23 protein-coding genes are annotated in these 22,829 nt (G+C 71.4%); 9 read left to right on the forward strand and 14 right to left on the reverse strand.

Annotated features, from left to right (window positions below; translation table 11 throughout):
* Positions 1 to 107: 107 nt before the first annotated feature.
* Both AQI70_RS02120 and AQI70_RS02125 read left to right on the forward strand, forming a co-directional pair.
* Complete coding sequence (locus AQI70_RS02120; RefSeq protein WP_004001891.1) at positions 108 to 731, forward strand: RNA polymerase sigma factor; 624 nt, start codon at positions 108 to 110, stop codon at positions 729 to 731.
* Positions 724 to 1,752: a CU044_5270 family protein gene (locus tag AQI70_RS02125; protein ID WP_062143218.1), complete on the forward strand. Its 1,029-nt coding sequence runs from the start codon at positions 724 to 726 to the stop codon at positions 1,750 to 1,752. Before AQI70_RS02120 ends, AQI70_RS02125 begins: the two co-directional genes overlap by 8 nt.
* On the opposite strand, the gene AQI70_RS02130 is transcribed toward AQI70_RS02125, so the two are convergent.
* The 6 genes from AQI70_RS02130 to AQI70_RS02155 all read right to left on the reverse strand — a co-directional run bounded on the left by AQI70_RS02130 (position 1,753) and on the right by AQI70_RS02155 (position 7,014).
* Positions 1,753 to 2,502, reverse strand: coding sequence for an endonuclease/exonuclease/phosphatase family protein (locus tag AQI70_RS02130; protein WP_062143222.1), 750 nt, complete (start codon positions 2,500 to 2,502; stop codon positions 1,753 to 1,755).
* A gap of 127 nt (positions 2,503 to 2,629) precedes the next feature.
* Complete coding sequence (locus tag AQI70_RS02135) at positions 2,630 to 3,583, reverse strand: ROK family glucokinase (RefSeq protein ID WP_062143229.1); 954 nt, start codon at positions 3,581 to 3,583, stop codon at positions 2,630 to 2,632.
* 139 nt (positions 3,584 to 3,722) lie between these two features.
* A complete protein-coding gene (locus AQI70_RS02140) occupies positions 3,723 to 4,217 on the reverse strand; it encodes a DUF5304 domain-containing protein (RefSeq protein ID WP_062143232.1) in 495 nt (164 codons plus the stop codon).
* 57 nt (positions 4,218 to 4,274) lie between these two features.
* Complete coding sequence (locus tag AQI70_RS02145) at positions 4,275 to 5,450, reverse strand: ArsA family ATPase (RefSeq protein ID WP_062143235.1); 1,176 nt, start codon at positions 5,448 to 5,450, stop codon at positions 4,275 to 4,277.
* 181 nt (positions 5,451 to 5,631) lie between these two features.
* The gene (locus AQI70_RS02150) at positions 5,632 to 6,072 is read right to left on the reverse strand and encodes an SRPBCC family protein (protein ID WP_004001885.1); all 441 of its coding nucleotides are present in this window, start codon (positions 6,070 to 6,072) and stop codon (positions 5,632 to 5,634) included.
* Positions 6,073 to 6,216: 144 nt separating this feature from the next.
* Positions 6,217 to 7,014: a metallophosphoesterase family protein gene (locus AQI70_RS02155; protein WP_079051110.1), complete on the reverse strand. Its 798-nt coding sequence runs from the start codon at positions 7,012 to 7,014 to the stop codon at positions 6,217 to 6,219.
* Between the two features lie 296 nt (positions 7,015 to 7,310).
* Between AQI70_RS02155 and AQI70_RS02160 the strand changes: the two genes are divergently transcribed.
* On the forward strand, positions 7,311 to 9,107 hold the full coding sequence (locus AQI70_RS02160; RefSeq protein WP_062143240.1) for an AMP-dependent synthetase/ligase: 1,797 nt from the start codon (positions 7,311 to 7,313) through the stop codon (positions 9,105 to 9,107).
* Between the two features lie 25 nt (positions 9,108 to 9,132).
* On the opposite strand, the gene AQI70_RS02165 is transcribed toward AQI70_RS02160, so the two are convergent.
* Positions 9,133 to 10,755, reverse strand: coding sequence for a GMC oxidoreductase (locus tag AQI70_RS02165; protein ID WP_482255584.1), 1,623 nt, complete (start codon positions 10,753 to 10,755; stop codon positions 9,133 to 9,135).
* A 160-nt stretch (positions 10,756 to 10,915) separates the two neighbouring features.
* Positions 10,916 to 12,058 carry a glycosyltransferase family 4 protein gene (locus AQI70_RS02170; RefSeq protein ID WP_062143244.1) on the reverse strand — a complete coding sequence of 381 codons (1,143 nt, stop codon included), beginning with the start codon at positions 12,056 to 12,058 and terminating at the stop codon, positions 10,916 to 10,918.
* 120 nt (positions 12,059 to 12,178) lie between these two features.
* Between AQI70_RS02170 and AQI70_RS02175 the strand changes: the two genes are divergently transcribed.
* On the forward strand, positions 12,179 to 13,414 hold the full coding sequence (locus AQI70_RS02175; RefSeq protein ID WP_062143245.1) for a glycosyltransferase family 87 protein: 1,236 nt from the start codon (positions 12,179 to 12,181) through the stop codon (positions 13,412 to 13,414).
* Here AQI70_RS02175 and AQI70_RS40870 read toward each other — a convergent pair.
* The 6 genes from AQI70_RS40870 to AQI70_RS02205 form a co-directional block, all read right to left on the reverse strand.
* Positions 13,375 to 13,710, reverse strand: coding sequence for a hypothetical protein (locus AQI70_RS40870; protein ID WP_425264594.1), 336 nt, complete (start codon positions 13,708 to 13,710; stop codon positions 13,375 to 13,377). The two genes, AQI70_RS02175 and AQI70_RS40870, sit on opposite strands and share 40 nt — an antisense overlap.
* Positions 13,677 to 14,870, reverse strand: coding sequence for a hypothetical protein (locus tag AQI70_RS02185; RefSeq protein ID WP_062143248.1), 1,194 nt, complete (start codon positions 14,868 to 14,870; stop codon positions 13,677 to 13,679). The genes AQI70_RS40870 and AQI70_RS02185 overlap by 34 nt, the downstream gene beginning before the upstream one ends.
* Before the next feature lie 54 nt (positions 14,871 to 14,924).
* Positions 14,925 to 15,938, reverse strand: coding sequence for a C40 family peptidase (locus AQI70_RS02190; RefSeq protein WP_062143252.1), 1,014 nt, complete (start codon positions 15,936 to 15,938; stop codon positions 14,925 to 14,927).
* A 222-nt stretch (positions 15,939 to 16,160) separates the two neighbouring features.
* Positions 16,161 to 17,201 carry a C40 family peptidase gene (locus tag AQI70_RS02195; protein ID WP_062144958.1) on the reverse strand — a complete coding sequence of 347 codons (1,041 nt, stop codon included), beginning with the start codon at positions 17,199 to 17,201 and terminating at the stop codon, positions 16,161 to 16,163.
* 209 nt (positions 17,202 to 17,410) lie between these two features.
* Complete coding sequence (locus AQI70_RS02200; RefSeq protein ID WP_062143255.1) at positions 17,411 to 18,754, reverse strand: NYN domain-containing protein; 1,344 nt, start codon at positions 18,752 to 18,754, stop codon at positions 17,411 to 17,413.
* Positions 18,755 to 18,825: 71 nt separating this feature from the next.
* Positions 18,826 to 19,065: a hypothetical protein gene (locus tag AQI70_RS02205; protein WP_004001875.1), complete on the reverse strand. Its 240-nt coding sequence runs from the start codon at positions 19,063 to 19,065 to the stop codon at positions 18,826 to 18,828.
* Positions 19,066 to 19,231: 166 nt separating this feature from the next.
* Here AQI70_RS02205 and AQI70_RS02210 point away from each other — a divergent pair, with 166 nt between their 5' ends.
* From AQI70_RS02210 to AQI70_RS02230, 5 genes are all read left to right on the forward strand, one after another.
* Positions 19,232 to 19,981 carry a rhomboid family intramembrane serine protease gene (locus AQI70_RS02210; RefSeq protein ID WP_062144962.1) on the forward strand — a complete coding sequence of 250 codons (750 nt, stop codon included), beginning with the start codon at positions 19,232 to 19,234 and terminating at the stop codon, positions 19,979 to 19,981.
* Complete coding sequence (locus tag AQI70_RS02215; protein WP_004001873.1) at positions 19,978 to 20,259, forward strand: Lrp/AsnC family transcriptional regulator; 282 nt, start codon at positions 19,978 to 19,980, stop codon at positions 20,257 to 20,259. The genes AQI70_RS02210 and AQI70_RS02215 overlap by 4 nt, the downstream gene beginning before the upstream one ends.
* 98 nt (positions 20,260 to 20,357) lie before the next feature.
* Entirely contained in the window at positions 20,358 to 20,678 is a 321-nt protein-coding gene (locus tag AQI70_RS02220) for a hypothetical protein (RefSeq protein WP_062143258.1), read from the forward strand.
* A complete protein-coding gene (locus AQI70_RS02225; protein ID WP_208607267.1) occupies positions 20,605 to 22,128 on the forward strand; it encodes a sensor histidine kinase in 1,524 nt (507 codons plus the stop codon). The genes AQI70_RS02220 and AQI70_RS02225 overlap by 74 nt, the downstream gene beginning before the upstream one ends.
* Positions 22,125 to 22,790 (forward strand): response regulator transcription factor, encoded by a 666-nt coding sequence (locus tag AQI70_RS02230; RefSeq protein WP_062143261.1) that lies wholly within the window; start codon positions 22,125 to 22,127, stop codon positions 22,788 to 22,790. The genes AQI70_RS02225 and AQI70_RS02230 overlap by 4 nt, the downstream gene beginning before the upstream one ends.
* Positions 22,791 to 22,829: the final 39 nt, after the last annotated feature.

The raw sequence follows: 22,829 nt of genomic DNA on the forward strand, positions 1-22,829 counted from the left end.
CCTGCGCGCCGAAAAGGGAACTCGATTCCGCCGAGCGGCGAAGGAGAGATGAACAACCCGAACGAGCCCAAGCCTTCGAGGCGTTCAGACGAACGAAAGGAGCCCCGATGACCGTCGGACCACCGGGCGTCGGCACCCGCGACGAGGATCGCGAGGAGAGTGATGCCCGCGTGATCGCGCGGTCCCGGGATGAGCCCGAGCTGTTCGCCGTGCTCTACGACCGGTACGCCGACGCCGTGCATCGTTACGCGGCCCGGCGGCTCGGTCCCGAGGCGGCGGAAGATCTGATGGCGGAGACCTTCATCACCGCTTTCCAGCGGCGCCACACCTACGACCAGGGGCGGGACGACGCCCGCCCCTGGTTGTTCGGCATCGCGACGAACCTCGTGGGCCGGCACCGCCGGGCCGAGGCGCGCCGGTTCAAGGCGCTCGCGCGGCTGCCGGAGCCGGTGCAGCACGAGGAACCGGTCGCGGACCGGGCGGTTTCCAGAGCCGGTGCTACGGGGGTGCGCCGGGAACTGGCAGCCGCGCTGGGCGGGCTCTCCGCCCGGCACCGCGATGTCGTGCTGCTGGTGGCCTGGGCCGACCTCGACTACGAGGAGGCGGCCCAGGCCCTCGGCGTGCCCGTCGGCACCGTCAGATCACGGCTGCACCGGGCTCGCGGCAGATTGCGCGAAGCACTGGGCGGATCCGATCCGACGGCATTCCGAGAGGCAGACGCCCATGCGTGACATCGACGACCCGCGAGAGCTCGACGAACTACGAGAACTGAGGGACTTCGCCCCAACGGCACCCCCCCTCGACGACTCCACCCGGCACCGGGTGCGGGGGCGCCTGCTCACCGCGATGGACGAGCCCGCCCCGGTGGTCCGGCCGCGACGCCCCGTCCTGCGTATCGCCCTGACCGGCGCGCTCGCCGCGGCGGTCGCCGCCGGGGTCCTGGTCGCCGTACGCGACGACGACGGTGCGGGCCGGGGCCGTACGGCCCAGCCGCCCGCCACCAGCGCCCCCGCCATGCGCAACGTGAGCGCGCAGACGGTGCTCAACGGGGCCGCCGCCTATGAGCGCAGGCACGAGCGGACGGTCACCCCGCGCGACGACCAGTTCATCTACACCAAGGAGATCATCAAGGAGACCGAGCAGAAGACCGGCGAGACGAAGAGCTACGTCGACGAGAACTGGCGCTCGGTGGACGGCTCTGAGCCGTCCTGGATCATGGAGATCGGCAAGGGGTGGTGGTCGCCGCCGCTCAAGGAGAACGAGAGCAGCTGGCCTCCGCAGGACTGGGGGACGCTGCGCAAGCTGCCGACCGACCCCGAGAAGCTGATCCTCTCGATCCAGGGCGACTGGGGACTGGGCGGGAAGGTCGACTCGCTGGACGACATCGGCGACCAGGAGTGGTCGCACATCCACTTCAGCCTCGCCGGACTGCTCAAGCTGGTCCCGGTGATGCCGGAGGGGCTGCGTCCGGCGGCGTACGAGGCGCTCGGCATGGTGCCCGGCGTGAAGGCCGTGCCGAACCAGCAGGACGCGAAGGGACGCACCGGCGTGGCCATCACCTACGACGACCCCACGCTTCCGGAGGGGGCCGGGGGCTTCGGCGGCTACTTCATCTTCGACCCGAAGACGTACGCGTTCCTCGGTTTCCGTGACCAGCGCACCTCGGGCGACGGCCCGAAGATGAAGACGTACACCCAGCTCTCGTATCTCGACAGCTGGGCGGTCGTGGACAAGGCGAAGCAGCGGCCGTAGCTACGCGGTGGCGGGCACCCTGAGGGCGGCCAGGACCGGAAGGTGGTCCGTGGCCGCCCTCAGGTCTGTCTCCGTCACGCCGGGGTGCCCGAGGGGCACTCCGCAGCCGAGCACCTCGACGCCCTCGGTGGCGAAGATCGCGTCGATACGTTGATGGGGGTCGGCCGGGGTCGAGGTGTACTCGCTGCCCCAGGGGGCGGTGGCCCAGCAGTCCTGGAGGTTCTCGGCGAGCCGGACGAAGGTGCGGCCGCCGGGGCGTTCGTTGAGGTCGCCGCCCGCGATCGCGTGCTCCACCCCCATTGCGGCGAGCCGGTCCAGGAGCATGCCGCCCTGGTCGTGGCGCTCGTCCCGCTGCAGGGAGAGGTGACAGCTCAGGACGCCGAGGCGGGCGCCGCCGAAGCGGACCACGGCCGTGGCGAAGCCGCGCCTGTGAAGACCGGGGGTGAGAGGGAGGAGTACGTCCTCTGTTCGCTCCACGGTCGCCCTCAGGTTGCACAGGATCGCCGGGCCTGCGGCTGTGGCGCCGCCGGTGAGGATGACGAGGTTGGATGCGCGGGCCAGGCGGGAGAGCTTCTTGCGCCAGCGGAAGAAGCGGGGGGCTTCCTGGAGCAGGACGAGGTCGGGGTGGCAGGCGGTGATGACGCGGGCGAGGGCGGCTGTGTCGTCGCGCATCGAGCGGATGTTGTAGCTCAGGACCCTGATGACCGCGGAACCGTCGGGCTCCGTGCGGGATTTGGGGAGCAACTCCATGTGGATCAATCTACGCCCAATGGCTCGGGGCGCGAGGTTCGTGTGCGACTGCCGGTTGTCCGTGGCTGGTCGCGCAGTTCCCCGCGCCCCTGGGTGGGCATGGCCGCCGCATCCCAAGAATGCACCGTCACATGATCGGGTCGGGCTCCCGGGCCAGGTCCGCCGCGCCCACCAGGCCCGCCTTGTTGCCCAGCTGGGCGGCGATGACGTCGGCCACCGGGCGCCAGTTGCCGCCCACCAGCCAGCGCTTGTAGGACTTGCGGATCGGGTCGAGGACCAGTTCGCCCTCGTCGGAGAGGCCGCCGCCGACGATGAAGGCGGACGGGTCGAAGAGGGAGGCCAGGTCGGCGAGGCCGGCGCCGGCCCAGCGGGCGAGCTCGCGGTAGGAGTCGACGGCCACCGGGTCGCCCTGGCGGGCGGCCATGGAGATGTGCTTGCCCTCGATGCCGTCGGGGGTGCCGTCGCCCATGCCGAGGAGGATCTCGGCGTTCTCCGGGGTGGCGTTGGCGCGCTGCTTGGCGTAGCGGACCAGGGCGCGGCCGGAGGCGTACTGCTCCCAGCAGCCCTGGCTGCCGCAGCCGCACAGCAGGCCGTCCGGCACCATGCGGATGTGCCCGAACTCGGCGGCCACGCCGTAGTGCCCGCGGCGCAGCTTGTTGCCGATGATGATGCCGCCGCCGAGGCCGGTGCCGAGCGTGATGCAGATGACGTTGCGGTGGCCCTTGCCCGCGCCGAACTTGTACTCGCCCCAGGCGGCCGCGTTGGCGTCGTTCTCCACGACGACCGGGAGACCCACGCGGGCCTCGACCTTCGCCTTCAGCGGCTCGTTGCGCCAGTCGATGTTGGGCGCGAAGTAGACCTCCGAGCGCTGACGGTTGACGTAACCGGCCGCACCGATGCCCACGCCGACGATCTCGTGCCCGGCGTGCGCGCCGTCCACCGCCGCAGCGATGGCGTCCACGATTCCCTCGGGCGTGCCCGGGGTCGGCACCTTGTGGGTCGAGAGGATGTTGCCTTCCTCATCGACCACGCCGGCCGCGATCTTCGTGCCACCGATGTCGACGCCGATGGTGAGTCCCATGAATCCCTCAGTTTCGGTCGAGCCCCGCTACGGCCAACCGTACCCGAGGCCCCGCCGTCGGGGTCCCGTCGTCCGCCCGGCGGACAGGGCGGGCGGCGGCCCGGGGGCACGGGCTGCGCTCATGCGGGGCTCCTGGGGATCAGTCCAGGTCGATCCGCTCCCCGGGGCCGGTGTCGTCGCCCCGGTCCCGGCGCTCGTCCAGGTCGTGCCCGCCGGTGTCCCGGGCGGTCCAGCGGCGCTCCTGGGCCTGGACGGCGGAGCGGTAGGCGGCGAGGAGTTCGGTGCCGGCCGCGGCCAGGTGGTCGAAGACGTCCGGGTTGCGCTCGATGACGGGCTCGACGGCGGCCTTGGCCTGCTCCACGACCTGCTTGACCACCTGCTGGGCGGCGGGTCCGGCGACCGCGCCGAGCAGCGGGGACTGGATGGTCGACAGCTTGTCCGCGACGGCGTCGACGAGTTTGCGCAGCTCCTCGGCGGCCGAGCCCGGGGGCGGGCCGTGCTCGGCTCGGCGGCGGGCCTTCTCCGCCGCGAGGTCCTCGGCGCACGCCGTCGCCCAGGCGTCGGCGTCGGCGGCCCGCTCCTCGTCGATCGCCTTCTCTTCCGCGGCGTCGGACGGGGGGAGCTCTTCGCTCATGACGGACTCCTGACTACGGTTCGTCTCTACGACGTTACCCGAACGGGCGTACCTGCTTCACGGGGTCCGCGGCCACAGGGCCGGATCCGGCGCGAACCGGATCCGCAGCTCGCCGTCCCGCAGCGCGGCCCCGTCCACAGCGCAGCGGCGCAGGGCGGACGGCAGGGGCACGATACGCCGGAACTGTCCCGCGGTGACGACGAGTTCGTCGCCGCGCCGGAAGAGGTCGAGCTCGTCGCGGGCGGCGCCGGGCAGGGGGAGGTGCCAGACGAGGACGCCGTCGTCGGCGAGCCGGTCGGTGACGGGCCACTCGACGGTGGACGACGTGTCGTTGACGGCGGGCACGGCGAGGGCGGCCAGATCCTCGACGCCACGAGGGTCCCGCCCGAGGTGCGCGACCCGGCGGATGTCGTACTCGTCCCCCCACTCCTCCAGCACCTTGCGCTGCTGGGCGACGGGCCCGGCGAGCCAGCTGCCCGCCGTCGCCTCCGCCTCCGGCAGGACGCGGTTGGCGATCAGCAGGTCGGGGCGCAGGCCGCGCAGGGCCAGGGCGAGGGTGGCGGACCGCACGGCGTCGGCACCGCCCGGCCCCGGCTCGGCGACCAGCCGTACGACGGTGTCGCGGTCGGCGACGACGGCCTCTACGGCGGCGAGCTCGACGTCCCAGCGGGCCGCGGTCTCGTACAGCCACTCCGCGGGCATCGGAACGCCGGCCAGCCGCCCCAGCACGGGCCGCAGGGCCCGGGCCGCCTGCCGCTCCGGCGGGAGCAGCCGGCGCAGGTAGCGGCGCAGCTCCTCGGGGAGGGAGAGCAGGGCGAGGGCGTGCGGGGTGGCGGGCAGGTCGACGACGAGCAGGTCATGCGCCTCGGCGAGCGCGGCGTCCCGCAGCGCCCGCAGCAGCGCGAGCTCCTCGGCGCCGGGAAGGGGGGTGACCTCTTCGGGGTCGAGCCGGGAGGCGCCGAGGAGGTCGAGGGCGGCGGTGGCACGCTCCTGGAAGCCGGCGAGGTCCTCGCGGAAACCGCGGGTGGCGTCGGGGCGCCAGGCGGTGAGGGTCGCGGTGACCTGTGTGGGGGTCGCGCCGGTGGTGACGCCGAGGGCGGCACCGAGGGTGTCGGTGCGGTCGGCGCTGAGGACCAGGGTTCTGGTGCCGTTGGTCGCCGCCGAGAGCGCGGTGGCGGCGGCGACCGTGGTACGGCCACTACCGCCCGGGCCCGTGATCAGGATGGTGCGCATGGGGGTGAACCGTAACGGACGTCGGGGTTCACCCTGCTTGCGAGGTGCCGGGCGTTGCGGCTGGGGGTGGGAACGCTCGCCCGCGCCGGCGGGGTGCCGCCTGCCCAGGGGCGCGGGGAACTGCGCGACCGGCCACGACGGCGCCGCACCCGGCGAAGCACAGCACCCCTACGGCGCGACCCTACTTGCCCGATTCCACCCGCTTCTTCAGACCCGCCAGCGCCCGGTCGATGATGACCTTCTCTGCCTTGCGCTTGATCATCCCCAGCATCGGGATCTTGACGTCCACCGTCAGCCGGTAGGTGACCTCGGTCGCCCCGGCGCCCGCCGACTTGAGGAGGTACGACCCGTCGAGCGACCGCAGCATCTGGGACTTCACCAGCGTCCAGGACACCTCGTGCTCGCCGCTCCAGGTGTACGCCAGCACCTGGTCGTCCTTGATCGCGCCGGCGTCCATGACGAGACGGACCTGCTCGGCGCGGCCCTCCCCGTCGGTCTTGAGGACCTCCGCCTCCTTCACCTCACCGGTCCAGTCCGGGTAGCGGGCGAAGTCGGCGATCACCCCCATGACGTCGGCCGGTGCCGCCTCGATCGTGATGCTCGAGCTGGTGTGTTCCGCCATCGCCGTGGCTCCTCCAGATGCGGGCCGGTAAGAAGTCGTGGTGCGCACGCGTGTGCAGCGTGAAGGCTACCGCGCGTCCGACCAGCCGACTTCACCCCCACCCGCGCCCCGCGACCGGAAAACACCCACCGCGCCGGAAATGGCTCACCACTCCAGCACCCACGGCTTCCCGGACCCCGCGAAGTGCCCCACGTTCACACACTCCGTCGCCCCGATCCGCATCCGCCGCGCCAGCGGCTGGTGAACATGACCGAACAGCGAGTAACGCGGACGGGTACGGCGAATCGCCTCCAGCAACGCCCGGCTCCCGCGCTCGAAGCGCCGCGCGACGGTGTCGTACACCAACTCCGGGACCTCCGGGGGGATGTGCGTGCACAGCACGTCCACCTCCCCCACGGCCTCGATCTTCGCCGCGTACTCCTCGTCGCCGATCTCGTAGGGGGTGCGCATAGGCGTCCGCAGCCCCCCGCCCACGAAGCCGAAGACCCAGCCCCCGATCTCGACCCGCTCCCCGTCCAGCACCATCGTGCCCGGCCCGGCGTACTCCGGCCACAGAGGCGGCATGTCGACATTGCCGTACGTGGCGTACGTCGGCGTCGGGAACGCCGCGAACATCTCGGCGTACTGCTTGCGCACCGCCTTCTCGATCACCGTGCGCCGGTCCGAGCCGATCTGGGCCCACAGCCGCGCCCCGAACTCACGGGCCTCCTCGAAGCGCCGGGCGGTGCGCAGCTCCACGATGCGGTCGGTGTTCTCCACGCCGAACAGGTCGGGGAAGATGCCGCGCGAGTGGTCGGCGTAGTCCATGAACAGCACCAGGTCGCCCAGGCAGATCAGGGCGTCGGCACCCTCGCCGGCCCGGGCCAGGTCGCGGGCGTTGCCGTGCACATCGCTGACCACATGAACGCGTGTCCTGCGGTTTCCCGTCGGTGTGGGTGCCATGGCGATCAAGGGTAGGCGTGTGCGGCATACGTGAACAGTGGCGGCCGGACCGATGGTTACTGGCCAGTCGTCAGACCGCTCGACTACTGTGCGCGCAGAAACACCAATCCGTGTGACGCAGCGAACATCTCGCCGGGACCCCCTGTCGAAGAAGCCATACCGGCGGGTAACGTCCGGTCGGTCCAGTCGTGCTCAGGATTTCAACATGTGAATCCCCGAGCACTTGCCCGAGCCTTGGACCGCACCGTCGCATCACACAACGTCGTGGCGCCGGCGCCCTATGAGGAGCAGCAGTCTTGCGCGAGTTCAGCCTTCCGGCTTTGTACGAGGTCCCTGCGGACGGCAATCTGACCGACATCGTCCGCAGAAACGCCGCGCAGCACCCTGACGTCGCCGTCATCGCCCGCAAGGTGGGCGGCGCCTGGCAGGACGTGACCGCCACCGCCTTCCTCGCCGAGGTGCACGCGGCCGCGAAGGGGCTCATCGCGGCCGGGGTCCGGCCGGGCGACCGGGTCGGCCTGATGTCCCGCACCCGCTACGAGTGGACCCTGCTCGACTTCGCGATCTGGTCGGCGGGCGCGATCACCGTGCCGGTGTACGAGACCAGCTCGCCGGAGCAGGTCCAGTGGATCCTCAGCGACTCGGGCGCGACCGCGGTCATCACGGAGCTGGACAACCACACGGCCGCCGTCGAGTCGGTGCGCGACCGGCTGCCCGCGCTCAAGCACGTCTGGCAGATCGAGGCCGGGGGCGTGGAGGAGCTCGGGCGGCTCGGGCAGGACATCAGCGACGCGACGGTCGAGGAGCGCAGCTCGATCGCCAAGGCCGACGATCCGGCGACCATCGTGTACACCTCCGGTACCACCGGGCGCCCCAAGGGCTGTGTGCTCACCCACCGCAGCTTCTTCGCCGAGTGCGGCAACGTCGTCGAGCGCCTGCGCCCCCTCTTCCGCACCGGCGAGTGCTCGGTCCTGCTCTTCCTCCCGCTCGCGCACGTCTTCGGACGGCTCGTGCAGGTCGCGCCCATGATGGCGCCGATCAAGCTGGGCAACGTCCCGGACATCAAGAACCTCACCGACGAGCTCGCCGCGTTCCGCCCGACCCTGATCCTGGGTGTGCCGCGCGTCTTCGAGAAGGTCTACAACTCGGCGCGCGCCAAGGCCCAGGCCGACGGCAAGGGCAAGATCTTCGACAAGGCGGCGGACACGGCGATCGCCTACAGCAAGGCGCTGGACACCCCGTCGGGCCCGTCGGTCGGTCTGAAGATCAAGCACAAGGTCTTCGACAAGCTCGTCTACAGCAAGCTGCGGGCCGTGCTCGGCGGCAAGGGCGAGTACGCCATCTCCGGCGGCGCCCCGCTGGGCGAGCGGCTCGGCCACTTCTTCCGCGGCATCGGCTTCACGGTCCTGGAGGGCTACGGCCTGACCGAGTCCTGCGCCGCGACCGCCTTCAACCCCTGGGACCGCCAGAAGATCGGCACGGTCGGCCAGCCGCTGCCGGGCTCGGTGGTCCGTATCGCCGACGACGGCGAGGTGCTGCTGCACGGCGAGCACCTGTTCAAGGAGTACTGGAACAACCCGGGCGCGACCGAGGAGGCGCTGGCCGACGGCTGGTTCCACACCGGTGACATCGGCACCCTCGACGAGGACGGCTACCTCAGGATCACCGGCCGCAAGAAGGAGATCATCGTCACCGCGGGCGGCAAGAACGTCGCCCCGGCCGTGATCGAGGACCGGATCCGCGCGCATGCGCTGGTCGCGGAGTGCATGGTGGTCGGTGACGGGCGGCCGTTCGTCGGCGCGCTGGTCACCATCGACGACGAGTTCCTGGGCCGCTGGTGCGCCGAGCACGGCAAGCCGGCGGGCTCCACCGCGGCGTCGCTGGCCGGCGACGCGGACCTGCTGGCCGCGATCCAGTCGGCGGTCGACGACGGCAACGCCGCGGTGTCGAAGGCGGAATCGGTGCGGAAGTTCCGCATTCTGCCCTCCCAGTTCACGGAGGAGTCGGGCCATCTGACGCCGTCGCTGAAGCTCAAGCGCAACGTCGTGGCGAAGGACTTCGCGCACGAGATCGAGGCGATCTACCAGAAGTAGCGGACCCCGGTCGTACGACGGCGGCTCATGGCGCGGTGTCCTCGGCGAGGACCCGCGCCATGGTGCGTTCGGCGAGCGCGGTGATCGTCACGAACGGGTTCACCCCGATCGACCCGGGCACGAGCGAGCCGTCGGTGACGTACAGCCGCGAGTACCCCTTCACCCTGCCGTAGTCGTCGGTCGCCTTCCCCAGCACACAGCCGCCCAGCGGGTGGTAGGTGAAGTCGTCGGCGAAGACCTTGTTGGACGAGCCGAACAGGTCGTACCGGTAGATCGTGGAGTTCGCCGAGTTGATCCGGTCGAACAGCTTCTTCGCCATGCCCACCGACACGGCACTCTGCGCGGCGCTCCACCCGAGGCGCACCGCGCCGCTCCCCGAGTCGTACGAGAACGACGCGCGCTCCCGGTTCTTGGTGATCGCCAGGTAGAGGCTGACCCAGTGCTCCAGCCCTGTCGGCAGAGGCGCGATCTCGGCGAAGACGGGATTGGCGGCGTTGCCCCAGTCGTCGATGCCCATGACCGGCATGGTCGACTGGTTCTCCCCGACCGTGTCCCACAGGTGGTTGGCCCGGCCGAGCATCACGTTGCCGTTGGTCCCCCACCCGGTGCCGACGCTCGCGTCCAGGGCGGGCAGCGTGCCCGACTCGCGGGCGCGGACGAGGAGTTCGGTCGTGCCGAGGCTGCCGCCGCCGAGGAAGAGGTACGTACAGCCGTACTCCTTGGTCCCGACGACCGTGCCGGTGTCGTCGATCCGGTCGGCGGTCAGGACGTACGTCCCGTCGGGCGCCCTGCTGATCGCCTTCACCCGCTCCAGGGTGTGGAGGGTGACGTTCCCGGTGCCGACCGCGGCGGCCAGATACGTCTTGTCCAGGGTGCGCTTGCCGTGGTTGTTGCCGTAGATGACCTCACCGGCCAGCGCGGACTTCGTCGCCGTACCGGCTGCCTCGCGCTGCATGTGTCCGAAGTCGTAGACGTTGGGCACGAAGGTGGTCTTCAGACCGGTGTTGGCCGCGTGCTTGCGGGAGATCCGGGTGAAGCGGTACCACTCCGTGGACTCGAACCACGCGGGGTCGACGGTGTTGACGCCCAGCATGGAGCGGGCGCGCGGGAAGTAGGTGCGGTACATCTCCGCGGTGTCCACGGCCGGGAACTGCTCGGCGAAGTAGGACTGGAGCGGGGTGACCGCCATGCCGCCGTTGACCAGGGAGCCGCCGCCGACGCCTCGGCCGACGTAGACGGACATGTGGTCGTAGCGGACACGGTCCAGGACGCCGGGGTAGGGGCCGATGTCCTTGTTGACCACGTCCAGCCACAGGAAGGTGGCCAGGGGTGCCTCGGTGCGGGTGCGGAACCACATGGAGCGCCGGTCGGGGGTGCGGGTGGAGCAGAAGACCCTGCCGTCGGGGCCGGGGGTGTTCCAGAGGCGGCCCATTTCGAGGACGAGGGTGCGGATGCCCGCCTGGCCGAGGCGGAGGGCGGCGACCGCGCCGCCGTAGCCGGAGCCGACGACGATGGCGGGGGCGGACTCGACCGCGTCGGGCTCGGCCGCGTGGGCGGACTTGAGGCCGATGCGGGTGAAGCCGAGGGCGGCGGCGGTTTGCAGTGCCGCCATTCCGAGGATTTGACGTCTTGTCAACTGACGCTGCATCAGGTTTGATGTCATGTGCGCAGCATGTGCGGATTTTGGGGTTCCGCCTAGTGGGGTGCCGCGTATTCGTCGTGGGCGGCTGCGGCTTGTTTGTGGTTGGTCGCGCCAGGCGGCGGAGCCGCATATCGACACAGCCCCGCGCCCCTTCAGGGGCGTTGCACTACAGCAATCGCTTCAAGTGCTCCGCCAACAGGTCCCAGCGCCACTTCTCCTCGACCCACTCCCTGCCCCGCTCCCCCATCCTCCGGCGCAGCTCGGCGTCGCCGAGGAGCGTGACGATGCGGTCGGCGGCCTCCTCCGGGGAGCCGCCCCGCACCACCCAGCCCGTCTCGCCGTCCAGCACCGCGTCCGGCGCCCCACCCGAGTCACCGGCGACAACCGGCAACCCGGTAGCCGACGCCTCCAGGTAGACGATCCCGAGGCCCTCCACATCGAGTCCCCGCCGCCGCGTCCGGCACGGCATCGCGAACACGTCCCCGGCGCCGTAATGCGCGGGCAGCTCGGACCACGGCACCGGACCCGTGAAGCGGACCGAGTCGGCGACCCCCGTCTCGTGCGCCATCCGCCGCAGGTCCTTCTCGTACGGTCCGCCCCCGACGATCAGCAGCACGGCCTCCGGCTCGGCGGCCAGGATGCGGGGCATCGCCCGGATCAGGGTGTCCTGGCCCTTGCGCCGCACCAGCCGGGACACGCACACCACCACCGGGCGGTCCGTCAGGCCCAGCCGCGCCCGGATCTCGTCGCCGCCCGATCCGGGGTGGAAGGTCTTCTCGTCCACCCCCGGCGGCAGCTGCACCATCCGCGCGGCCGCCTCCGGCGTCAGGGCGGTCGCGATCCGCGAGCGGGTGTACTCGCCGAGGTAGGTGATCGTGTCGGTCGACTCCCCGATACGGCACAGCAGCTGCCGGGCCGCGGGCAGCTGGGCCCAGCCCGCCTCGTGGCCGTGGGTGGTGGCCACCAGCCGTTCGGCGCCGGCCTTCCTGAGCGCGGGCGCCATCAGACCGAGCGGTGCCGCCGCCCCGAACCACACCGACGTGCACCCGTGCTCGCGCAGCAGCCCCACCGCCCGCCGGGTCGCCCCGGGCGTCGGCAGCAGCATCGTCGTACGGTCCCGTACGACCGTGAAGGGCTGCTCGGCGTCGAAGGCGGCCGTGGCCTCGACGCCCTCGCGGCCGCGCTTCCAGGTGGAGGCGTAGACGACCAGCCGCTCCGGGTCCAGCCGCAGCGCCATGTTGTGCAGGAAGGCCTGGATGCCGCCGGGGCGGGGCGGGAAGTCGTTGGTCACGATCAGGGTCTTGTGCATCGCCGCCGACCTTACCGAAGGCGCCGCTCACAGCCGGACGCGGCCACGTTTATGGCCCGCACACAGCCGGAGAGGACATCATGTTCCCCTGGAGGCGGGACGCGAACGGCAGGGGATCGGGTGGAGACGACGGGCACGCGGCGGTCCCTGGCGTGGCTTGGGGGCGTCTGGGCGCTGACCAGGGCGGCTCTGCTGCTCTTCGTGTTCAAGGTGTACGTCTTCCCCGGCCCGGACGTCACCAGCGACGTGTCGGTGATCTACCAGGGCTGGTACGAGGTGCTGCGCACCGGAACGTTCCCGCTCGACGACGTCACCTGGCAGTACCCGCCCGCCGCGGCCTTCGCCGTCCTCTCCCCCTCGCTGCTGTTCTGGCTGGACTACCCCTCGGCGTTCTTCGTCCTCGCCTTCGCCGCCGACCTGGCCGTGCTCCTGCTCCTGCGGTACGCCGGCCGGCGCCCCGGCCGACCGCTGCGCGGCGCCTGGGTGTGGGTGGCGGGCGTACCGCTGCTCGGGCCGACCGTGTACGCCCGCTACGACGTGATGGTGACCGCCGTGGCGGTTGCCGCGCTGCTCGCGGGCGCCCGGCACCCCCGGGTGATGGGCGCGCTGACGGGCTTCGCGGCGATGCTGAAGGTGTGGCCGGTGCTGCTGCTGATCGCCGCCCGCAGGCGCAGCGCCTGGGCGTCGGCCGCGCTGACCGTCGGTGCCCTGTCGGCACTGTTCGCCCTCACCATGCCCGGCGCGTTCGCCTTCCTGACCTTCCAGCGCGACCGCGGCACCGAGGTGGAGTCGCTGGGCGCGCTCGTCTTCCATGTGGCCCGGCAGTACGGCTGGGACGGCCAGGTGCTGCTCAACTACGGCTCGGTGGAGTTCCTCGGCCCCTACGTCGACGTCGTCAGCAGGGCAGCCCTCGCCCTCAGCGCACTCGCCTTCGGCTGGCTGCTGCTGTGGCGGCTGCGGGCGAAGCGGTTCGAGCCGCACACGCTCGCGGACGCGTCCTTCGTGGCGGTGCTGATGTTCACGACGACCAGCCGCGTGATCAGCCCGCAGTACATGGTGTGGCTGGTCGGCCTCGCGGCCGTGTGCCTGTGCTTCCGGGGCAGCCGTATGACGCTGCCCGTCGGCCTGGTCCTCGCGGCCTGCTTCGTGACGGTCCTGGAGTTCCCCGTCTGGTTCGCGCACGTCGTCGCCAGTGACGCCCTCGGCGTCACCCTGCTGTTCCTCCGCAACGGCCTGCTGGTCCTCGCCACACTCCTGGCGGCCCGCACGCTCTGGCGCGCGACGGTGACCGAGACCGCCCTCCTCACCGTCCCGGCTCAGACGCCCCGCACCAAGGAAACGTCACTGCCCTCCTGACACCGGGCCCACCGCAGCAGCACCAGGGACGGCGGCACACTGCGCTCCGGCACGGCGCCCGCGGGACCTGCGCCGAAGGTCGCCGTGATCCAGGGTGCGGTCCTGCCCGGCAGGACGGCGTAGCAGGCCAGGGTCGCGGCGTACAGCACCGTGTACGCGATCGAGTACGCGGCCACCGCCGTCACCCCCAGCCGTGCCACGACCGCGACCAGCACCAGCACCAGCACCAGCGCGCGGGCCTGCCGCACGGTGAAGTCCTCGATCAGCCGAGCTGAGCCCGCAGATACTCCCGCCACTCCCCCGTGAACTCCTCCAGCGACGTCCCCAGCACGTCCTTCAGCGCGTCCTCGACCGCCCCCGCCCGCCGCTCGTGCGCGCCCACGGCCCGGTAGAACTCCACGAGTCCGACCTCGCCCCAGCGGTCCGCGATCATCCGGCAGGCCATCCACCCGCTCTCGTAGGCCCGCGCCAGCCTGCCCGCGTCGCCGCTGAAGCCGAAGTCCGCGTCGGACGGGAGCGCCTTCGGCACCCGCCCCTCGGTCACCGCACGCCACAGCTCGGGCGCGGCCTGGGACGGGGAGCGGCCGCTGCCGAGGTAGCCGACCCAGTCGGCGTAGCCTTCGGAGAGCCACAGCGGGGTGGCGGCGCCGGTGTGGGCGCGGGTGGCGACATGGGTGGTCTCGTGGGTGAGGACGACCTGTCTGCCGACGTCCCCGAGGACGCCGTACGCGTCGGGGTTGACGATGATCCGGTCCGCGGGCGCGTTCGCCGGGGCGCCGGTCTCGCCGGTGGTGACCGCGGCGATCCCGCGGTAGGAGGACGCGGGCGCGCCGAGCAGCCCCGCCATGCCGGCCAGCGACTTCGGTACGAGGACCACGACCCGCCGGGGCCAGTCGGTGCCCCACGCCTGCGACACGGCCGGCACCGCGCGGTCCGCCAGCGCCGCGTACGAACGCAGCGCCGTGCCGGACTGCCCGACGCCCAGGACGAGGCTGTCGTCGCCGCGTACGACGCTCACCTCGCCCTGGTCCCACAGCTGCTCGGCGGAGCCCTTCGCGGGCCGCTCGGACTCGATGTACCACCCGCCCGCGGCGTCCAGGCTCAGCGTCAGGGTGCGCCCGGCACTGACGGGAGCCCGGTCGTAGCCCTGGACGCGGTAGCGGAGCTCGGCCTCGGCGACGGCGCTGTCGCCGGTGCGCCGCAGGCCGGTCAGCCGGTACGACCAGTCGGCGAGGGGCACCGCACGCAGATTGCCGAACCGGTCCTGGGCGCCGGTGCGCAGATACGCCGCCTCGTCATGGCCGAGTATCGCGGCCGCCCGCCGGTCGAGGAGGTGCTGCACCTCGGCCTTCGCGCCGTCGGTGGCGGGCCGCCCGCCGCAGCCCACCAGCCAGACGAGCAGCAGACAGAGCGCGAGGACGACTCTCGTACCCGACGTCCGCCTTCGACCAGCCATTTCCCGATCGTACGGCGGCGCGGGCGCGAAGGTCAGACCCGCGTCGGACCGGCGTCAGACCCGGGTGACGGTCGCGCCCGGCATCATGCCCACCGGGTCGTAGCGCACGGGTGCGCCGGGGTAGGGCGCGTGGATCACCTGGCCGTTGCCCACGTACATCCCGACATGGCTGGCGTCGTCGCGGTAGGTGACCACGTCGCCGGGCTGGGCCTCGGAGATCGGGACCTGCCGGCCGGCGTACCGCTGCGCCTGTGAGGTGCGCGGCAGGGAGACGCCGGCCTGGGCGTACGACCACTGGATCAGACCCGAGCAGTCGAAGCCGGAGGGGCCGCTGGCGCCCCACACGTACGGCTTGCCCAGCGCGGAGTGGGCGGCGGCGAGGGCGGCCGCCGCGCGGCCCGAGGGCGGGACGGCGCTGCCGAAGTCGGGCATGAAGTCGCGGCCGGAGCGGGAGGCGCGGCCGTAGGCGGCGCGGTCGGCCTCCGTCAGGGAGTTGAGGAGCCTGCGCGCCTGGGCGAGTTTGCGCTCGACGATCCGCTTGTGCGAGGCGACGGCCTTGCGGCTCTTCTCCAGTTCGGCGAGGGTCCCGGCCACCTCGGCACGGTCCTGGGCGAGTTCCCGCATCGCCTCCTGGAGGTCCCTGAGCTCGCCGGCCTGGCGGGCGCTGATCCGGGCGAGCGTGGCGGCCTTGTCGAGGTAGTCGGCCGGGTCGTCGGAGAGCAGCAGGGCGAGGGAGGGATCGAGGCCGCCGGACCGGTACTGGGCGCCCGCCAGCGAACCGACGGCGTCCCGCATGGAGTTGATGCGCTCCTGCTGCCGGGCGATCCGGTCCTGTGCGGCACCGACCTGGTCGCGGAGTTTGTCGGCGCGTTCGTCGGCCTTGTTGTAGGCCTCGGTCGCCTTCTCGGCCTCCTCGTAGAGGCGGTCCACCTTGGCCCGGGTGTCGTCGTGCGGCGCGGCCGTGGCCGGTGCGACCCCGAGGGCCGCGGCGGCGGCCGACATGACGCAGAGCGCTGTGCCGGCGCCCCGGTCGAACCCGGATGGTGCAAGGCGGCGATGGGACCCCACGTGTGCCGCTCTCCTTCCGCTGAGGGACAGGGACTTGCCCCCTGCAGTGGGGGAAACGCGGCAGACAGTAGCTCCGTGCCGGGGTGACGACCAACGACCGTCGCGGGCACACAACGTGACGCCCCGCCTATGACGCAGGTCATGGGCGGGGCGTGGGGTCAGTCGGGGTGCCGTAATTCGCTCGTTCGGGCGGTGCGCTGTGTTGATCTTGGCGAGGCCGGATCAGACCCGGACGCCCCACATGAACGGGCCGCCGATGGTGTTCATCGACTCGTACCGGACGACGGTGCCGGTGCGCGGGGCGTGGATGATCTGGCCGTTGCCAGCGTAGAGGCCCACGTGGTGCAGGTCGTTGAAGAAGAAGACGAGGTCGCCGACCTGGAGATCGCTCTGCGAGTAGATGCGCGTGCCGATGCTGGACTGCGCCTCCGAAGTGCGCGGTATGGAGACACCGGCCTGCGCGTACGCCCAGGAAGTCAGGCCGGAGCAGTCGAAGGAGGACGGGCCGGTGGCGCCGTAGACGTAGGGCGAGCCGAGCTTGCTCTGGGCGGCGGAGAAGGCCGCGGCGGCCCGGCCCGAGGCGGCGCTGGTGTTGCCGAGGTCCACGCGGTCGGCGGAGGAGCGGCTGGCGCGGGCCTCCTCGGCGGCGAGGGCGGCCTTCTCGGCGGCCGTCAGGCTGTTGAGCAGCTTCTGGGCCTCGGCGAGCTTGCCCTGGACTTCCTTCTTCTTCTTGCCCAGTTCGGTGCGGGTGGAGGAGAGGTCCTTGAGCTTGTCGGCGGCCTCGGCGCGCTGCTGGGCGAGCTCGCGCTGCTTCTCCTGGATCTTCTTCAGCTGGTCGACCTGCTGAGCGCTGAGCTGGTCGGCGGTGGAGGCCTTGTCCAGGTAGTCGTCCGGGTTCGACGACAGGAACAGCTGGAGGGAGGAGTCGATGCTGCCCGTGCGGTACTGGGCGGCGGCGGCCAGGCCCATCGCGTCGCGCAGCTCATTGAGCTCTTCCTGGCCGCGGGCGACGTTGTCCTGGATGGTGGAGATCTCCTTCTGGAGCTTCTCCTGCTTCTCCTTGGCCCCGTTGTACTTCTCGGTGGCCTGCTCGGCCTGCTCGTAGAGCTTGTCGACCTTGGCCTTGACCTCGTCCTTGCTCGGCTTCTCGCTGGGAGCCGCGTTGGCGGCCTGAGAACTGATGGCCACGGCAGCAGCGGCAGCGGTGGTCAGCACGGTCACACGGGCCCGGCTCGGCTGCTTGGGTCGACGGTGGGACGCCACGGAGGTGAAACCCTTCTTCTGAGTGATCACCCGCTCGGAGGTTCGGCGCTGACCCTAGTGACCTTCCTGTGATCAGATCAAATCCTCAGAAGAAAAATCTCGTCACACCCTGCATTCTTTACACACAACTCACATGCGGTGACGCGTGCCTGACCCTACGTTGCGTGACGGTTCCGCCAATTCGGGCATTGCGCCTGCACGTTGACCATTCAGGACAGGCGCTTGAGAAGCACCGCAGAAGCCACCGGCCGGGCCCCGGCCCGGGCCACCCCGTCGGCCACCTCGCGGTCGGTGGAGGCGACGATGACCGGACGGCCCGGCGGCTCGGCGCGCACCAGCTGGCGGATGAGTTCGTCGGCGGTCACACCGGGCTTGGAGAACAGCACCCGCACGCCGCGCGGCGGCGCGAGCAGCACCGGCGCGGCGAGCTCGGCCCCGTCGAAGACACAGGTCACCTCGGCGCCGGTCTGCGCGGCGAGCTGGGAGAGCTGGCCGAGCAGCCGCAACCGCTGCTTCTCCAGCGGCATCTGGGGATAGCCGGTCTTGGTGACGTTGTAGCCGTCGACCACGAGATGCGCCTGCGGCAGGGCGAGGAGCTGGTCGAGGATCGCGGGGTCGTTCTCGGACAACGCCCGGGCGGCGATGTCCTTCGGGGTCATACGGCCCGGTTCGACCGCGTCCACGGTCTCGGCGGGCCGCACGGACACCGGCGGCAACGCCAGCTCCCGGCGCAGCCCTTGGGTGGCGTCCAGCAGGGTATCCAGCAGCAGCCGTACGCGCATGTCCTCGACGCTGCGCCCCTCGCGTGCCGCTCTGCGCGTGGCCTCCAGGGCCGCCTCGGCCTCCCCGAGCCGCGCCTTGAGCCGCCGCGTCTCGCTCTCGGCCGCGGAGATCTGGGCCTGCCCCTCCGCCCGTACGGCCTCGATCTCGCCCTGGATCTTGCGCAGGGCGGCCTCACCGCGCTTGACGTCGCTGAGGGCGGAGCGCAGCTTTCGGTGCAGCGATTCGGCTTCCTTCTTCGCCGCCTCCAGCTCGGTGCGCAGCCGCTCGGTCTCGGCCCGGGTGTGCTCACGGGCCTGGGCGAGCTCCTCGCGCAGCCGCTCCAGTTCGGCGCGGCTCTCCTCGTCGGCGCGCTCGGCGTCGGCCCGCTGGGCCTCCTCGCCGGCCGCGGTGACCAGCTTGACCCAGCCGGTGGGCCGCAGAACATAGGCCGCGGCCGCCACGTCGAGCGGGTCCGCGGCCGCAGGCGCCGAGCCGGAGTCGAGGGCGCCGGACAGCTCCGGCTGGGCCTCTCTGAACTTCTCCCCGATGCGCTGCCGGAACAGCGGATCGGTCTCCAGCGCCGCCGCCATGGCGTTGCCGGCGAACTTGGCCCGGCGGTTCGGGGCGAACCGGGCGTACTGCCGAAGCTGCGCGGGCAGTTCGCCGACGGTCAGCCCGCCGAAGCCGTCGGACACGATCTGTACGACCTTGCGGCGTACCCCGTCGGGCAGCGGACGGTCGAGCACCTCAGCGGCGCCGTCGCCCGGCCCCCCGCCTTGTGTCTCCACCATCCGTCACACCACCAATGCTGTGCGGGACCCTCCCCACTCCCGATTTCGAATCGAGCGGGGGATCCCCATCGTCAGGAGCCGGCGCCCGGCCTGTCCACGAGTTCCACCTTGTCCGCGGCGTTGCACCAGCGGCAGCGCACGGACTCGATGGTCTCACTGAGCACCTCGCGCTCCTCGATCTTGGGCTCGCCGGCCAGATCGAGGTGGACGTACTCCACGACCTTGGACGAGCGCGTCACGTCGAAGCGCGTGAGGTTGCCGCAGAGGGTGCAGCGCCACCGCGTCGTGGCGGTCGGCAGGGGAACCGTCATCGTGACCGTGCTCTTTCCTTCTAGGCCTTCTATTGTCAGTGACGCCCCGGACTACCCGGCGCGTGTGGCTCGTAACCCTACGGCCTGGCGGGTACTCGTCGCTCGGCCGTCCAAGGCGGCGAGGCAGTCTGCACGAGTACGTCCCGTTACGCCATGCTCTGTGTTCATGATCGGCAACTGGAGCGTGGCGCACATCTCGGCTCGGTTCGGCAGCGTGGTCCGGGGGCCGTCGGCGCCGGTGACCCACGGGCTGATCGCCGTGTGCTGTCTGCTGTTCCTGACGGGCCCGGCGGCGGGGCTCGATCCGGCGTACGGCTCCGGTGACGGGCTGCTCGCCGCGCAGCGGGCTTACTTCCACCGCTGGGGCGTGGTGCCCGCCGAGCTGTTCGAGGGCTCGGCCCGGGCCGCCCTCACCCCGGCCACGGCCCTGTTCGTACACGGCAGCTGGGTGCACCTGCTCGGCAACATGCTCTTCCTCTACGTCTTCGGTGTGATGACCGAGGAGCGGATGGGCCGCGTCCAGTTCACCCTCTTCTACCTGGGCTGCGGCTATCTGGCCCTGCTGGGCTACGCGGCCGCCAACGACGGCTCGACGCAGTCCCTGGTCGGCGCCTCCGGGGCGATCTCGGCGGTCCTCGGTGCGTTCCTGTTCCTCTTCCCCGGGGCGCGGGTGACCAGCCTGCTGCCGTTCCTGCTGTTCCTGCCGCTGCGCTTCCCGGCCTGGGTCGTGCTGTCGTTCTGGGCGGCCCTGCAGTGGGTGGCGGCGGGGCGGGCGGACCAGGGGCCGGGGGTGGCGTATCTGGCGCACCTGGTGGGCTTCGGCCTGGGCTTCGCCTTCGCGTGGGCGCGGTTCGGGCGGCCTACTAGAGTGAGGTCCGCCCCTGCTCCGGCCTCCGAGGGAGAGAACCAGCCGTGATCACCGCGATCGTCCTCATCAAGACCAGCGTGGACCGGATTCCCGAGATCGCGGAGCGGATCGCTTCGCTGGAGAGCGTCAGCGAGGTCTTCTCGGTCACCGGCACCTACGACCTGATCGCCATGGTGCGGGTGAAGCAGCACGAGGATCTCGCCGAGGTCATCCCGGGCCGGATCAGCAAGATCCCCGGCGTGGAGGCGACGGACACCCACGTGGCGTTCCGCACCTACTCGCAGCACGACCTGGAGGCGGCGTTCTCCATCGGGCTGGACAGCTGAGGGCCCGCCCCGCCGACCGGACGTCCGACGGCCCAGATGAAGAGTTCTTCATCCGGGCCTCATCCTTGTCGTCAGGTGCCCGCCGCAGACTCGGGCACATGGCTTTCTCTCGTCGTATGGCGGCCCTGTCCGCCGTCGTGCTGATCCCCCTGGGCATCGCCGCGACCAGCTTCGCCCTCACCGACCGTCCCGAGTCGCCCAAGGTCCCTTCGAAGGTGGTGCTGGACAGCGACTCCCCCACACCCACCCCCGCACCCGCCTCCGAGCCCGACCGGTCCGAGCCGACCCCGACCGACGAGGTCGTCTCGCGGCCACCGGTGATCGACAGCCCCACGAGTGATGACGATGACGACGACCGCGGCAAGGGCGACGCAGACGACCGACCCGGTGACGACGACCGAACCGGCGCGGACAACTGATCGGGGCCGTCGCCGGATCACCGCACGGGGCCGCATCCTGCTGTGGCTGCTGCTCCTCATGGCGGTCGCGCTGGTTGAGGTCGCCACGACCACGCGCTCGTTCCTGATGCGGGACGTCGACAACCGGATCAACCGCCTGCTGACCCAGGAGACCGGCGAGTTCGCCAACTTCGAGGAGCGCGGCGGCGACCCGGAGACGGGTCGTCCGTTCACCAGCGCGTCCCGGCTGCTGACCGTCTTCCTGGAGCGGCAGTACCCCGACCCGGACGAGGAGCTGATCGGCCTGGTGGGCACGGCGGGCGGCGACCCCGCGCACATCAGACAGCCGCACGACATCCCCGGCACGCTGCCCCTGTACCGGGACGCCGACGCCCGCCGCCGCATCTTCGACTCGCCCGACTCCACCGGCGTCCTGCACCGGCCGCAGGGCGAGATCCGCTGGGCCAAGGTCACCATCGCGCGGCCGGGCGGGGAGCCCGACGCCGCGTTCGTGGTGGCCATCCACCCGGAGCGCGAGCAGGAGCGCGTGAACAGCGTCTTCCGCACCCTGCTCATCATCTCGGGGGTGGCCCTGCTGCTGACCACGGGCATCGCCTGGGCGGCGGCCGGACGCATCCTCAAACCCGTGCGGGTGGTACGCCTGGCGGCCGCGCAGCTCACCGAACAGGACCTCACCCGCCGGATCCCGATCCGCGGCAGCGACGACATCGCCGCCCTCGCCGAGACCTTCAACGCCATGCTCGACCGGCTGGAGCGGGCGTTCGCCGCCCAGCGCGAGTTCGTCGACGACGCGGGCCACGAACTGCGCACCCCCATCACCATCGTGCGCGGCCATCTGGAGGTGATGGGCGACGACCCGGCCGACCGCGAGGAGACCCTCCGCCTGGTCACCGACGAACTGGACCGGATGAGCCGGATCGTCGAGGACCTGCTGATGCTCGCCAAGACCGCCCGCCCCGACTTCGTCACCCCGCAGCCGGTCCAGGTCGCCGAACTGACCGCCGACGTCTACGTCAAGGCCCGCACCCTCGGCGAGCGCGACTGGCAGCTGACCGAAGTGGCCGATCTGGAGGCCGAGTTGGACTCCCAGCGGATCACCCAGGCGCTGGTCCAGCTCGCCCAGAACGCCGTACAGCACACCACGCCCGGCCAGACCGTCCGCATCGGCTCCCGGGCCGTCGGCGGGCAGCTGGAGCTGTACGTCGCCGACTCGGGCCCCGGTGTCCAGCCGCAGGACGCCGAGATCATCTTCGAACGCTTCCGGCGCGGCACGGCCCGCCGCGGCGCGCGCGGCTCCGGCGCCGGACTCGGCCTGTCGATCGTCAAGGCGATCGCCGAGGGACACGGTGGACAGGTCCGGCTGGACGACACACCCGGCGGCGGAGCCACCTTCACCCTCGTTCTGAACGTTCCGAACGCAGCCCCGGCACTGGAAGGTGACCTCACGTGAACCGCATCCTCATCGTCGAGGACGAGGAGCGCATCGCCTCCTTCGTCGAGAAGGGCCTGCGTGCCAACGGCTTCACCACGACCGTCGTCGACGACGGCGACGCGGCCTACGAGTACGCCCTGACCGGCGGCTTCGACCTCGTCGTGCTGGACATCAACCTGCCCGGCCGGGACGGCTTCACGATCCTGCGGGAACTGCGCGAGGCCCGGGTGACGGTCCCGGTGATCGTGCTGACCGCACGGGACTCCGTACGGGACACGGTGGCCGGCCTGGAGGGCGGCGCCGACGACTGGATGACCAAGCCGTTCCGCTTCGAGGAACTGCTCGCCCGGGTGCGCCTCAGACTGCGTACGGCGGCCCGGGCGCCGGAGGTGACGGTGCTGAGGTCGGGCTCGCTCTCGCTGGACCTGCGCACGCGCAGGGCCCGCGCCGACGACCGGACCGTCGATCTGACGGCACGTGAGTTCGTGCTGCTGGAGCTGTTCCTGCGGCATCCCGGGCAGGTGCTGTCCCGCGAGCAGATCCTGTCCCATGTGTGGGGCTACGACTTCGACCCCGGCTCCAACATCGTGGAGGTGTACGTCCGCACGCTGCGCAAGAAGCTCGGCGCGGAGCGGGTGGAGACGGTGCGGGGGATGGGGTACCGGCTGCCCGCCCGGTGAAGCCTTGCCCCCGGGGAAGCCCTGCCCCCGGGAAGCCCT

It is taken from the genome of Streptomyces curacoi (assembly GCF_001513975.1).
GTDB lineage: Bacteria > Actinomycetota > Actinomycetes > Streptomycetales > Streptomycetaceae > Streptomyces > Streptomyces curacoi.

What these genes read in the sequence shown, in the direction of transcription:
- AQI70_RS02140 (WP_062143232.1), bottom strand. Translation starts at nt 4,217, where the DNA reads ATGAGCGAAGAGCTCCCCCCGTCCGACGCCGCGGAAGAGAAGGCGATC.
- AQI70_RS02145 (WP_062143235.1), bottom strand. Translation starts at nt 5,450, where the DNA reads ATGCGCACCATCCTGATCACGGGCCCGGGCGGTAGTGGCCGTACCACG.
- AQI70_RS02120 (WP_004001891.1), top strand. Translation starts at nt 108, where the DNA reads ATGACCGTCGGACCACCGGGCGTCGGCACCCGCGACGAGGATCGCGAG.
- AQI70_RS02205 (WP_004001875.1), bottom strand. Translation starts at nt 19,065, where the DNA reads ATGACGGTTCCCCTGCCGACCGCCACGACGCGGTGGCGCTGCACCCTC.
- AQI70_RS02220 (WP_062143258.1), top strand. Translation starts at nt 20,358, where the DNA reads ATGGCTTTCTCTCGTCGTATGGCGGCCCTGTCCGCCGTCGTGCTGATC.
- AQI70_RS02155 (WP_079051110.1), bottom strand. Translation starts at nt 7,014, where the DNA reads ATGGCACCCACACCGACGGGAAACCGCAGGACACGCGTTCATGTGGTC.
- AQI70_RS02125 (WP_062143218.1), top strand. Translation starts at nt 724, where the DNA reads ATGCGTGACATCGACGACCCGCGAGAGCTCGACGAACTACGAGAACTG.
- AQI70_RS02185 (WP_062143248.1), bottom strand. Translation starts at nt 14,870, where the DNA reads ATGGCTGGTCGAAGGCGGACGTCGGGTACGAGAGTCGTCCTCGCGCTC.
- AQI70_RS02135 (WP_062143229.1), bottom strand. Translation starts at nt 3,583, where the DNA reads ATGGGACTCACCATCGGCGTCGACATCGGTGGCACGAAGATCGCGGCC.
- AQI70_RS02200 (WP_062143255.1), bottom strand. Translation starts at nt 18,754, where the DNA reads ATGGTGGAGACACAAGGCGGGGGGCCGGGCGACGGCGCCGCTGAGGTG.
- AQI70_RS02150 (WP_004001885.1), bottom strand. Translation starts at nt 6,072, where the DNA reads ATGGCGGAACACACCAGCTCGAGCATCACGATCGAGGCGGCACCGGCC.
- AQI70_RS02170 (WP_062143244.1), bottom strand. Translation starts at nt 12,058, where the DNA reads ATGCACAAGACCCTGATCGTGACCAACGACTTCCCGCCCCGCCCCGGC.
- AQI70_RS02210 (WP_062144962.1), top strand. Translation starts at nt 19,232, where the DNA reads ATGATCGGCAACTGGAGCGTGGCGCACATCTCGGCTCGGTTCGGCAGC.
- AQI70_RS02130 (WP_062143222.1), bottom strand. Translation starts at nt 2,502, where the DNA reads ATGGAGTTGCTCCCCAAATCCCGCACGGAGCCCGACGGTTCCGCGGTC.
- AQI70_RS02225 (WP_208607267.1), top strand. Translation starts at nt 20,605, where the DNA reads ATGACGACGACCGCGGCAAGGGCGACGCAGACGACCGACCCGGTGACG.
- AQI70_RS02165 (WP_482255584.1), bottom strand. Translation starts at nt 10,755, where the DNA reads ATGCAGCGTCAGTTGACAAGACGTCAAATCCTCGGAATGGCGGCACTG.